10 protein-coding genes and 2 pseudogenes are annotated in these 11,504 nt (G+C 70.0%); 5 read left to right on the top strand and 7 right to left on the bottom strand.

Going from position 1 to position 11,504, the window contains the following annotated elements; translation table 11 throughout:
• The 6 genes from FNH09_RS40060 to FNH09_RS40035 form a co-directional block, all read right to left on the bottom strand.
• Window positions 1-1,977 (bottom strand): hypothetical protein (locus tag FNH09_RS40060; protein WP_162469806.1); only part of this gene is annotated, 1,977 nt, incomplete at its 3' end.
• A 1-nt stretch (window position 1,978) separates the two neighbouring features.
• Complete coding sequence (locus FNH09_RS40055) at window positions 1,979-2,338, bottom strand: hypothetical protein (protein ID WP_152894785.1); 360 nt, start codon at window positions 2,336-2,338, stop codon at window positions 1,979-1,981.
• Complete coding sequence (locus FNH09_RS40050; protein WP_162469805.1) at window positions 2,338-5,022, bottom strand: ATP-binding protein; 2,685 nt, start codon at window positions 5,020-5,022, stop codon at window positions 2,338-2,340. Before FNH09_RS40050 ends, FNH09_RS40055 begins: the two co-directional genes overlap by 1 nt.
• Window positions 5,019-5,597 carry a hypothetical protein gene (locus FNH09_RS40045; protein ID WP_162469804.1) on the bottom strand — a complete coding sequence of 193 codons (579 nt, stop codon included), beginning with the start codon at window positions 5,595-5,597 and terminating at the stop codon, window positions 5,019-5,021. Before FNH09_RS40045 ends, FNH09_RS40050 begins: the two co-directional genes overlap by 4 nt.
• Window positions 5,594-5,935, bottom strand: coding sequence for a hypothetical protein (locus FNH09_RS40040; RefSeq protein WP_152894783.1), 342 nt, complete (start codon window positions 5,933-5,935; stop codon window positions 5,594-5,596). Before FNH09_RS40040 ends, FNH09_RS40045 begins: the two co-directional genes overlap by 4 nt.
• Window positions 5,932-6,864, bottom strand: a complete 933-nt coding sequence (locus FNH09_RS40035) for a conjugal transfer protein (protein ID WP_152894782.1) — start codon at window positions 6,862-6,864, stop codon at window positions 5,932-5,934. The genes FNH09_RS40040 and FNH09_RS40035 overlap by 4 nt, the downstream gene beginning before the upstream one ends.
• A 459-nt stretch (window positions 6,865-7,323) precedes the next feature.
• On the opposite strand from FNH09_RS40035, the pseudogene FNH09_RS47915 reads away from it, so the two are divergent.
• Window positions 7,324-7,458: pseudogene (locus FNH09_RS47915) on the top strand (IS5/IS1182 family transposase); the annotation flags it as partial.
• Between the two features lie 197 nt (window positions 7,459-7,655).
• Here the strand turns inward: FNH09_RS47915 and FNH09_RS46880 are convergent.
• Window positions 7,656-8,186: a hypothetical protein gene (locus FNH09_RS46880; RefSeq protein WP_156110855.1), complete on the bottom strand. Its 531-nt coding sequence runs from the start codon at window positions 8,184-8,186 to the stop codon at window positions 7,656-7,658.
• A gap of 81 nt (window positions 8,187-8,267) precedes the next feature.
• Between FNH09_RS46880 and FNH09_RS40025 the strand changes: the two genes are divergently transcribed.
• The 4 genes and pseudogenes from FNH09_RS40025 to FNH09_RS40010 form a co-directional block, all read left to right on the top strand.
• On the top strand, window positions 8,268-8,471 hold the full coding sequence (locus tag FNH09_RS40025; RefSeq protein WP_202919859.1) for a hypothetical protein: 204 nt from the start codon (window positions 8,268-8,270) through the stop codon (window positions 8,469-8,471).
• 712 nt (window positions 8,472-9,183) lie between these two features.
• Window positions 9,184-9,969: a hypothetical protein gene (locus FNH09_RS40020; RefSeq protein WP_338017830.1), complete on the top strand. Its 786-nt coding sequence runs from the start codon at window positions 9,184-9,186 to the stop codon at window positions 9,967-9,969.
• A 19-nt stretch (window positions 9,970-9,988) separates the two neighbouring features.
• Window positions 9,989-10,788 (top strand): IS5 family transposase gene (locus tag FNH09_RS40015; protein WP_338017831.1). Its coding sequence is split into 2 segments (ribosomal slippage): window positions 9,989-10,324 and window positions 10,327-10,788, totalling 798 coding nucleotides; the frame shifts between segments, so codons are not numbered across the junction.
• A gap of 7 nt (window positions 10,789-10,795) precedes the next feature.
• Window positions 10,796-11,473, top strand: a pseudogene (locus FNH09_RS40010) (hypothetical protein); the annotation flags it as partial.
• Between the last annotated feature and the right edge of the window lie 31 nt (window positions 11,474-11,504).

Genomic DNA, 11,504 nt, shown 5'->3' with positions numbered 1-11,504 from the left:
TGTGTATAAGAGACAGCCCCCGCCCGGGTCGCTGTCGGCGGTGGGCTTGCGCCACTTGGCCAGCTGCTCCTTGTCCGGCCGGCGGCCGATGAGCAGCCAGTACGCGCTCTTGGCGCCGAGCCGTGCGCCCAGCCCGCCCACGGCCGCGGCCGCGGTCAGCGGGGCCAGACCGCGCCTTGCCTCGGCCGTGGCATCGGCGAGGATTCCACCGGTGTCCACCGGCATGCCCGTGCCGTCGGACAGCGAGGCGAGGGCGCCCATCAGCCGCTGTCGGGTGCCGAGCAGCCCGAACCGGCCCCCGCCTGCGCCGCTGGTGAAGGCGCGCAGGCCGCCGCCGTATCCGCCCATGGCGGCGGGGGAGTTCATCGCGAGCGCGGCGCCGAGCTCGGAGGTGTCGCCGGGCAGGTGGGTGCCGCCGACCTTTGCGTAGCGCATCCGCATGGCCATCCGTCGGCCGAAGGAGGTGATACCCGACAGGAGCCTGCGGTGCCCGGCTGCGCCGGCGATGGCCAGGACATCGATCAGCAGGATCCGTTCCACGGCCAGGTCGGGCCCATTGGTGACGGTGGCGTCGACGGCGATCCCGAAGAACGGGATGAACGCGCAGATCCCCACCACAGCCATCACCGCGATCCCCCACAGCGACAGCCACTTCCACACCGACTGCCGCGCGGGCCCGGGCAGCATCCCGGCGACGAAGGTGACACCGCCGGCCGCGGCCGCGGCAACACAGACACCCTGGGTGCCCAGCAGCACGATTGCCGAAGACAGGAGCATGCCGCAGATGAACAGCGCCGCGACCAGCAGCAGTCCCGCGCCACCGACCCGCCACCAGGTCGGCTTCTCCGCGTAGGCGGCACACGACTTGCCGACGGAACCGGCCCGCTTCATGTCCTCGAGGAACGCGGCGAACTCACGGTCCTCGTCCGTCACGATCGCGTTGGAGGAATCCAGCAGTTCGCCGCCGGGGGTGAGCTCCGGCAGGCCGTTGCCGCCGTCGCTCGCGGGCACGCCTTCGATGAACCCGCGCTCGCAGTACTTCTTCGCCGGGCCACGGATCTTGCTGCAGACGGCTTTTCCCTTGTCGGAGACTTTGGCGCCCACCTTGTATCCGCCGGTGATCCACTTCAGGTGGACGGCGTAGGCCTTGAGGTCGGCAGGCTCGGCGGGGTCGAGGATGCGCCCGTACTCAAGCAGCATGTAGGGCTTGACGATCAGGGCGTTGGTGATCGAGTCCTGCAGAGGCCGGGCTACCGCTGTCGCAGAGACCGGTCCTTCACTTTCGCGCTCCTCGCACTTGAGTTCGGCATTGCCGGCCATGCCCGCGCACGGGTCGTAGCTGGCGAGCTTGCCGCCCCAGTCGTAGGAGTCGACGCTCTGCTGGGCGACCTCCGCGGCCACCTGCTGGGACTGGCCCAGCGGCCCGTCCTGCGAGAGCAGGGTGTCGGGACGGACGAGAGCAGAAGCAGCGATCGCCCCGATGAGCAGGGTCAGGAAGATCTCGCCCAGCCCGCGGCCGACCCGCCCGCGCACGATCATGAATCCGGCGAAAACAAACGCCCACGCCAGCAACAGCCCCTTCAGCCCGAGCGTGTCGACCACCACGCTGTCGTACGTATCGGCGACCTTCTGGGCCGGGCGGGCGAGGATCTTCAGCAGCGGGAAGCGGAAGGCCACCTCAATCGCCCACCCCGCCAGCCCCACCAGCAACCGGATCAGGGTGAACAGCCCCGACAGAGCGAAGGCCAGGGCCTGGCTCCTGAAAGCGACGATGGATCCGCCGTCGGCGCCCAGATCGTAGCCATCGATCGGCACACCCTCGGACGAGTAGATGTTCAGCGGAGCCAGCAGGTCACCGCTCTCACCGCTGCTGCTGCCGGCCGCGTACACGACCTGCGTGTTCACCAGAAGGAACACACCAGTGAGCAGGACAACGAAGCCGGCTGCACGCAGACTGGCACGCTCTGGACGCAGCACGTCAGCGCCGCCTTCGCCCAGCAGAACTGCTCCGCCGCCACACCACGAGAGCCCCCACACCCGCACCGGCAGGCAGCAGCCCCCACGCCCCACCGCCCACGTCCTGCCGGTCGGAAGCGGTGGTCGTGGCGCCACGCTCGCAGTACTTCTTGGCCGGGCCCACGATCCGGGCGCAGGGATCCTGACGGCCGTTAGCGGGGGCGGGGACGGCGGCGAACGCCTGCCCGGTGTGGGGCCACCACGCTTTCGGCAGGCACACCCCGAGAGCGAGGATGACCGCGCCGGCGACGACGGCGATCACGGTGAAGATGCTCACGGCCGCGGCGATACGCTCAGAACGGTCCCAGGAGGAAGTGGTCATCAGGGGTGCTCCTTCGGACGGGCACCCATGGCCTCACCACCACCAGGCGCGGGTGGCGGGACAGGGCAAGTGCGGCGTCCTGGCGTGGTGGTGATGGAGGTGGTGATGCGCTGGATGCGGGGGATGACGGCCTTGATGCGGCCGGTGTTCTGCCGCGGGCAGGTGAGCAGGAACTCGCCCTCGCGGCCCTTGTGGCCGACGGGGGACAGACCGGTGGTCACCAGCCGCAGCAGCTCGCCGTCGCCGGGGTCGAGGCCGACGAACTCCAGTCCGCGGCGGGCACGTTCGCGGTCGGCGGTGCGGGCGAGTGCCCGGTAGGCCATCAGGCCGCGGTCGGGGCCGAGTTCTGCGGCGTCGTGCGAGCCGGCGAGCAGGCCTGCGCCGTGTTTGCGGCCGTCGTGGAGGATCTCGTGGACCAGCGCGGTGCCTTCGGCGGACGAGGTGAGCCAGTACAGCTCGTCCAGGACCACCGCGGTGAACCTGGTGGGGTCCTCGAAAGCCGTCTGCCGGGCGATCGCGGCGATCAGGTAGAGCACCGCCCGGCCGATCAGCGCCTCCAGCGGCTGCTGGTGCAGGATCTCGGGGTTGGTGAACGCGGCCTTCGGCGGCAGCTTCAACCCGGTGGTGGTGATCACGATCATGTCGGAGCTGCTGGAGGCGTCTAGCCGCACTGGCGGCAGAGCAGGGTCGAACACCATCCGGGCCAGCGAGTTGGTGGCGACGACGCGGATGAGGCCGGCGAGGGTGGCGGCTGCGTCCTGCCGTCTGCCCGCTTCGCTCGTGGCCATCGCCTCGAGGACCTCAAGGACACGGTGCATGGACGGCTCCGGGCCGGCGGCGGCCTGCTCCACTGCGTGGTGCAGGACCTCGCCGCTGGTGCTCATCGGGCCGATGCCGAGCTGCAGGGTCAGGTAGGACAGGGCGTAGTGCCGTCCCTCCGGGCCGTCGAACATGCGCAGTGGGTCGATGGACACTTCGGCCTGGGCGGCGTCGATGATCTGCACACGGCCCTTGGCGGCAGTGCGCGCGAAGGTCGCCCACTCGCGCACGGGGGTACGGTCGATGCAGATCGCGCAGCCACCACGCGCCCACACCGCCTCCGCAATCAGCTTCTGCAGGACGCTCTTGCCCGCGCCGAGATCGCCGACGATGCCCATCGAGGCGGAGGCGTCGACCTTGGGCGCGTCCGCCACGTTGATCATGACGGGGCGGGTGGTGCCGCAGTCCAGGTCGATCCCGAGGAACATCCCGTTTGGGTCACCGACCTCCGCAGCGGTGAAGGCCCCGCCCAGCGCCCAGTCCTCGCTGATCTGGTGCTGGGTGAACTCCCGCACCACACCGGGCCGTACCGTGCCGGGCAAACCGAGAGCGAAGAGGGCCTCCTGCAGGCCGGCCGGGCGCACCGCCCGGTAGTCGGCGCCGCCGAGCAGCGCGGCCAGGGCGCGGGCCCTCGCGTCGCAGACGGCCGCCGTCGGCCCCCACACCGTCAGCACGGTCACCGACTGCACCTCGACCTCCACGCTGGTGCGAGAGAGGCGGGCATCCAGCTCGCCCAGGTCGCGGGCGGCCTCGGTGAGCGAGGCGGGCATGCCGGTGGGCCGGGCGTCGTACTGGTCGGCCTGGTCGATGAGTTCGTTCTTCTTGCGCCGCACCTGCTCGCGGGCCTTCTCCGCTGGCACGAGGGTCAAGTCGACGGTGTAGTCGACGGGGAAGTCGAGCAGCTCCAGCTGGGCGAACAGATCGGCGGCGTCCTGGCTGACCACGGGCGGGCACTCGGCCAGCGCCAGCTGCGCCTGGTAGCCCACCCCGGTGTCGGACTCGACCTGCAGCCACCGCCGCCCCAGCGGCGAGCCTGTGTGCAGCTGCCACCAGGCCTTGCGGCCCGACCGGGTGAGCCGGCCCGCGCTCCTCAGTTCGCCGGTGTCGTCGGGTTCGGGGTCGATGCCGCCTTCCTGCAGGCGGACCTGGCCCAGGTCGGCGTAGCTGGGGGAGCGCAGCACACCGCCTTGGAGCTCTCCGCCATACAGCTGGCTGCTTTCGGCATCGGCCAGCAGCGGCTCGGCAAGGCCGCGGTGCAGGGCGTGCTGGATCATCCACACGATCTCCGCCGGGCGGGCGGGGCGGAAGGCGATGCCGCCGGCGAGGGCGGCCTCCACGCGGGAGGCCTGCTCGCGGTACGCGGTCACCTCGCGCCGTGCCACCGGTGCCGGGCGTATCGCCAGCATCGGCGCAATTTCGGCCCACGCCGCACCGAGTTGCGCGGAGAGCTGCAGGCTGCCGGTCTCGGTCTGCAGGGGCACGGCCAGCCACAGGGTGCGGCGGTGCATCTCCTGGTCGTCGAGCAGGTCGAGGGCGGCCTCGACGTTCTCCACCCACGGATGCCGGCCCGCACCGGGTGTCTGCTCGGCCGGCTCGATGCCCTCGATCATCCTGAGGGCGATCTCGCCCGGGTCGACCTGCGCGCACAGCCCGAACAACCGCGGCGCCCCGGACAGCGACCGCACCAGGTGGGTGATCTTGGCGAGTTGTTCGTCGCGGACGGGGGCGGGAACGTAGGTGCCCTGGACGGTGTCCTCGCGGCGGCCCTGGGCGTCAGGGCCCGGGTGCAGGCGGTACAGGGCCCACACGCTGCCCTGCGTCGACCACACCAGATGCCCGGCGATGTGACGGATCGTAACCCTCACCGCGCACCCCCTTGCCCGGTGAGCGCGAGCAACTGCTGAACACCCGACACCGGCCCCGCGGCCACCGCGGGAGCAGCCGGCTGTGTGCTGCGGGCTGCGGACGAGCGATCTGCGGCCGAGCTCGGGTGTGGCGCCCGGTCTGGATTGCGCTGCGCACGGGAGGGTGCGCCCTGCACAGCGGGGCCGGTGTCGGGCGTGTCCTCGATGGTGAAACCTGCGAGCAGCGGGTGCGGGGCGGGGTCGCGGGCGGCCCGCCCGCCGATCCGCCCACCGCGGGGCTGCCGGCCGAGCAGCACCCAGCCCAACGCGGCCTGCATCGGCGCACGGCCCCGGACCTTCGGCCGGCGCACCATCCAGATGACCAGGCCCCACCCCACGAGGGGGACCGGTCCCATCCACGACCACCAGCTGATCGTCTTGACCAGAACGAAGCCGCCGCCGACGGCGAGGGCGATCTGCGCCGGGGTGTACGGGCCGAGCGGGATCTTCCAGTCCGCGACCCTGCCCAAAACCCAGGGATGGCGGCGGGCGGCGGTGTAGAAGCGGCCCACCCGTGCCACGGACGCGGCGCTCACAGCCAGCCCCCGACGCCCGGCAAGCGGTCACGAAAGGCCGGTAGTTCGGACCGGACGAGTCCAGGAACCGCCGGCGCGCCCGTGGACGGGTTCTTCACCTCGTCGGTGAACATGTCCGCCAGGTCGTTGCGCGCGTTGTACAGACCGAGCGCAATCACCATCAGCAGCAGGGCACCGATGCCCGCTTTGAGGCTGAACTTCTGGATCATGATGACGACGACGAGGCAGATCAGACCGGCCTGCAGCCCCTTCGTCGCCCACTCCTTGAACATGTTGATCCACGAATTGCCGAGGTCGTCCAGCTGCCCGGCGAGCATCAGGCCGTGCACACTGTTCATCGGGCACCCCCGTCCTGGACAGACTCGGACTCCAGCGCGGCGACTTCCCACCGGCCCGAGCGGGCCTTGAGGTCGAGCTCGTACGCCAGCGGCCACCGGCCGGTCGCATCCCGGGCCTCCACCGAGGCGAGGAGGCGCACCTTCGTACTGTCCGCCGGCACCTGCCCGGCTGCCGCGGCCTCCTCGACGGCCAACACCTGCTGGACGGCAACAGCCGCGTACGGGGCGGGGGAGATGGCGGCGAGCTGCACACCGGGCGCGAGGTAGCGGCTCACCTCGCCGGCACCCGTCAGATAGGCGGTGAGGAACTCTGCGACCGCGGAGGACAGATCACCCTCCGGGACGGTTACGCCGTACGACGACTTCGCCACCTCGGCCCGGGCCGGGCCGGCCACCACGCCGGGCGCGCCGGTCACCGTGAACGAGGAGCCCTGGCTGTCGCAGACCACCGGCACGGTGTAGTAGCGCACCGATCCGTCGGCGTACTGCGCAGCCACCGTCACCGACCACGCACCGTCCGCCCGCTGCGCACTGCGCACCGCCGTCACCAACTGCGGCGCCGATTGCGCACCGACGGCCGTATCGGGCAGGCCGACGTCCGGAGCCATCGACTGCGCAAGCCGCGCCTGCGCACTCGTCTCGTCGGCTGCACTGCTGCGCAACCACGCGCCGATGAACACCTGCGCATAGCCGCCCGGGTCGGTGGCGGCCGTCGCAGTGCGCACGGCGGCGGGCCTTGTCGCGGCGGCCGCCGCGACCGTGGTCGGGGCGGAGGTGACGGCGATACACAGGGCGATGGGGCCGGCCGCGATGACGGCCCAGACCGCTACCCGTGAGAGGCGTACGCGGCGGCGCATTGCCTCCAGCCGGACGCCGGTCGCCATCACAGCAGCGGCCTCGCTCTGTGAGGCCTGCTTGCCAGGAGGCATGGTCAAACTCCCAGGTCAGAACGGATGTTGCTGACCTCGAGAAAACCCGGCGACCCCGACCCGACCACCGACCACGAAGGCCCGACCATGGGGCCGGCCGGGAGTCGGCGGCAGGCCATCGCGTCGGGCACTGCTTTCCACAGCGGCGGCCGTTGTGCGATCACCTGCCGCCCGGTCACAGGGCCCGGACACCGATGCGCAGACGCAAGCCGGCCGGGCCGCGACAGACACCTGCGCAGTGCGCCAGACGGACCTGCGCAAGAAAAGACCAGGAAGCCCGGCTGGACTGCGCGGCGGCCCCAGCACAATCTCGACTGCGCAGGATCCTCGACCGGTTGCGCAGCCCGATGGCGCAAAGCCCGTCCACAGCTGCGCAGTCGGCTGCGCAATCACTGAGAGGGCATTTCGTTCCGCTGTTTCGACCCTGTTCCTATGTGGTGAGGTGTTGTTGGTCTTCTCATGGGGCGGGGTACGTGGAGTTGGATTGTTTCGGACGGGCTGTGGGAGATCGCAAAGCCGCTGATTCCCCCGTCGAAAGTGCGGTTACAGGGCGGCGGGACGCAGGACACACTTGATGAGACGCTGTTCGCGGCCGAGCTGTCGTCATCGTCTCTGAATGCCGGCGGATTTCCCATCGCTCAACGGACAGCGCGTCCGGTATCCGCCGATCGCCCACTACGGACCCCCCTTGGTCCGGGTCGCTCTCGCTCGTCAGTCCAGCCGAAGCGATCTTGGCAGGTCAGGTCCTCATAGAACGGCGCCTCCTTCTCCGAGGAGCACCGCCCGCGGCGTCATGGGTTCCGTACCCAGCGGTGGCCGTGGGGGAGGGGGGTACCTTTGGGAACAAAGGAGCGGGGCCAGGGCTTGCGGTCGGACTCGATCATGGAACGGCTGACGATCTCCGCGAACCAGTCCGCGACGATCCTGCCCAGTTCTTCGGGCGATCCGGTCACCTCCAGCGGCTCGACGTCAGTGATCGACTCGGGGTGGTACGTGCTGCTGTTCCGCTCGCTGCACAAGAGGCGGTCGCCGGCCACGGTCGCGCCCAGGGTCATGACGACCAGCTTCCGGTCCCGGTGCTTGAGGTCCACGATCAGCGTGAGCACCGCCTGCCCGGCTGTAAACGCCTCGTCCCACGCGGCGTCGTAGGCGTCACGAGAGGCGCGCAGGTCCTCGTCTTCGTCGGGGGGAAAGACGAGCACGGCAGTGGCGGCGGGCGGGCATTCGGGCCATGTGCGGGCAGACTCGCGGACGATATCCACCAGGATGGTGTGCTGGAGGCTCAGCTCGCCCTCGTCAGCCTCGAACCAGTCGTCGTTCATGGCGCAGTCTATGGCGAGGCTGGAGGTTGGTACGCCAGTGCGCTGAAGCGGTGCGTCCAGATCTACTGGCAACTGGACTACATGCTGCTGTTCGGCGAGTTCGAAACCTTCCGCGCCCTCGGCCCCTACTACCAGCGCCACGGGTTCACCGTCCTCGACTCCCAGGACACGATCGATGTCGGCACCCTGCTGACCGGTATGCCCATGCGGCTCGGCGGTGGGGCGGGTCAGGCAGGTGGAAGCGGTCCTGCGCTGGCAACGGTGCCGGTCCAACAGTCCGGTTGATCGGATGTGTGCCAGAGGACCTCAAGCCGGCGGCGGGTGAGTTCCTCTGCCTTCTGAAGGAGGGCCGTCTGCGCGATGTCCGGCTCGGACGAGGACGGAGGACCGGCGAGCGCGCCATCAGCGATGCCGACTGGTCCGGTGAAGTAGACGGCGTACCGCCATCTGTCTGGAGTGCGGTACAGGACGAGGTGTGTCGGTGTCCCGAGAGTGCGCCAGTACGGCTGCCGGTTGCTGGCCATACCGGCACGGTACTGCTCCTGGTCGGACTCACCGCTCATGCGGCGCTGGTCGATGGCCGCCCACCCCGGCGGATGCCTTCTCGCTGCGCCCGTGGCCATCGCGCGGTCTTCAGGAGTCCACATGGCCCCTGACGATCACGCGTTGGCCGTTCTCATCCTCACCTGGGTCCCAGTACATCGCGCGGGCCGACCTGATGGGGATGGCGCGCTTTCGCCCGAGGCGGCTGATCCTCGTGTCAAAGGGGCCGTGGTCGGCCCGGCCATGAGCCCGACCACGCTAACCCAGTGCGCATGTTGCCGGATCGTGACTGGTGGTCGGGGGTTGTGGCCGTCGGCCTGGTCGGGGGCTCCGGGTGAGCTGGCGCAATGGATCTCGCTCACGTCACCTCACACAGCCACCGCGGTCACACCGCTCTCGCACGTCTGCTCCAGGGCATCGGTGGCCGCGCGCTCATGGCATGCGAGGAAGCACGATGAGCCGCTTCGGGGCGGGGATCCGCCGTGGGGTGATGGCGGGGGATGAGTTCACCCAGATCGCCAACGGCCTCTTCCGCGACCCAAGGCTGTCCTTCAGGGCGAAGGGAGTCTTCGGCCACATCAGCACCCACCGCGCCGGCTGGCGGGTGACGGTTGCCGACCTCGTGCGCGCCGGACCCGACGGACGTGACGCCGTACGCGGCAGCCTGAGCGAACTGCAGCGGCACGGCTACCTCATCCGCGAGCAACTCCGGCACGACGACGGGACGCTCGGCGAGATCGTGTACTCGATCACGGACCGCCCCGCTCCCGTCGACCTTGCCGCGGCGGCTGGTCCGACGTTCGCCTCGGCACCGACGGGTGAGGTGCCCTTCGGCTTCGGGGCGGGGGTCCGTCGTGGGGTGATGGCGGCGGACCAGTTCACCCAGATCGCGAACGGCCTCTTCCGCGACCCAAGGCTCTTCCTCAAAGCGAAGGGAATCTTCGGGCTCATCAGCACGCACCGGGACGGCTGGCGGATGAGCGTCACGGACCTGGCGCGCCGCAGTCGTGACGGCGAGGCGGCCGTCAAGAGCGGCCTCAAGGAGCTGGAGCAGCACGGCTTCCTGCTCCGGGAACGCGAGCGCCGCTCCGACGGCACCTTCGGCGCGGCTGCGTACTTCATCACCGATCTGCCCAGCTTGCAAAACAGCAGGTCGCAACCAATGTCGGATTTTCCACCGGTGGATAACCCGACGTCGGTCAATCGCCCCACTAAGACGTCATCTCATTTGGCTGGGTAAGCTGTCGGTTGTGGTGGGGATCGTTGAGCGGCTGGTGCCGGACGAGTTGTGGGAGCTGTTCCAGCGAGTGGTGCCGGAGGCGCCGTCGCGGCCTCAGGGTGGTGGCCGGCGTCGGCACGGCGACCGGGAAGTGCTGGCTGCGATCGTCTTCGTGGCGACCTCGGGCTGCACGTGGCAGCAGCTGCCGTCCGCATCGTTCGGCCCCTCGGGGGCGACTGCCCACCGACGGTTCACCGAATGGTCGAAGGCCCGGGTGTGGGCGAAACTCCACCGCCTGGTCCTGGACGAGCTCGGCTCCCGCGGCGAGCTGGACTGGTCCCGCTGCGCGATTGACTCGGTGAACATGCGGGCTCTGAAAAAGGGGAGCTGACAGGCCCGAATCCTGTCGATCGAGGCAAGTACGGCTCGAAGATCCACCTGATCACCGAGCGGACCGGTCTGCCCCTGTCTGTGGGGATCTCGGGAGCGAACCTCCACGACAGCCAGGCGCTGATCCCGCTGGTCAAGGGGATACCGCCGATCCGCTCCCGGCGCGGACCCCGCAGGCGCAGACCAGCCAAGCTCCACGCCGACAAGGGATACGACTACGACCACCTGCGGCGATGGTTACGCAGCCGAGGCATCCGCCATCGCATCGCCCGCAAAGGCATCGAGTCCTCGGCCCGGCTGGGCCGCCACCGCTGGACCATCGAACGCACGATGTCCTGGCTCGCCGGATGCCGCAGACTGCACCGCCGCTACGAGCGCAAAGCCGAGCACTTCCTGGCCTTCACCAGCATCGCCTGCACCCTCATCTGCTACCGCAGACTCACCAAATGAGATGACATCTAAGAACACCATCGTTAAGAAGACCACCAAGCAGAAGACCAACCCCCTCCGTCCGTGCGACCACGGCGACGCCACGCGCAACGCACGGACGGCCCCCTTGCAGCCGACAACGTCACCGAAGCTGCCGCCTGCGGCCGACGAGATGCACGCGGGCATCCAGCTGCTGCTTCAGATCGGGGCGAGCCGTCCCGAACTGCTGCTGACCGGGCCGGCGCTGACCGATCAGGGCCGCGTGGCGACCGTGATGCTGGAATCCGGCTGGAGTCCCGAGCAGCTGCGCCACGTCATCACCGGCCGACCGTTGCCCACCCCGGTGCGCACCTCCGTTGGCGCGATCCTTGCCGCCCGGCTCCGCGCCGCCCAGGCCTACCCGCCGCCTGTTACTGCCGTCGCCCGCCATGACGCGGCCTCGTCGGACGAACTGTTCGCGGAGGCGACCAGGGAGCGGTCCCGCTCCGTGACCCAGGCCCTCGCCTACCGTGCCCTCGTCGAGTGCGTCGGCTGCGGCGTGCCCGCCACTGCCCCCGGCGAAGACCTCTGCCCGGCCTGCCTCGGCTGGCCGCTGTGCCGCACCTGCCCCGGCCCGACCCGCAAGCGAGCCCACCCCGACGGCGACGGCCGCTGCACGACGTGCGCCGGCGCCCTCGCCGACTGTTCGGAAGGAACCAGCCCGTGACCGACGCGCCCCGCACCCCACCGCCCCCCGC

It is taken from the genome of Streptomyces adustus (assembly GCF_009377175.1).
In the GTDB taxonomy this organism is placed as follows: Bacteria; Actinomycetota; Actinomycetes; order Streptomycetales; family Streptomycetaceae; genus Streptomyces; species Streptomyces adustus.
This window is presented reverse-complemented; position numbering and strand designations above follow the sequence as displayed.

Excerpts from the sequence above, each read along its gene's own strand:
- FNH09_RS40055 (WP_152894785.1), bottom strand. The coding sequence starts at position 2,338 with ATGACCACTTCCTCCTGGGACCGTTCTGAGCGTATCGCCGCGGCCGTG.
- FNH09_RS40040 (WP_152894783.1), bottom strand. The coding sequence starts at position 5,935 with ATGAACAGTGTGCACGGCCTGATGCTCGCCGGGCAGCTGGACGACCTC.
- FNH09_RS40035 (WP_152894782.1), bottom strand. The coding sequence starts at position 6,864 with ATGCCTCCTGGCAAGCAGGCCTCACAGAGCGAGGCCGCTGCTGTGATG.
- FNH09_RS46880 (WP_156110855.1), bottom strand. The coding sequence starts at position 8,186 with ATGAACGACGACTGGTTCGAGGCTGACGAGGGCGAGCTGAGCCTCCAG.
- FNH09_RS40025 (WP_202919859.1), top strand. The coding sequence starts at position 8,268 with ATGCTGCTGTTCGGCGAGTTCGAAACCTTCCGCGCCCTCGGCCCCTAC.
- FNH09_RS40020 (WP_338017830.1), top strand. The coding sequence starts at position 9,184 with ATGAGCCGCTTCGGGGCGGGGATCCGCCGTGGGGTGATGGCGGGGGAT.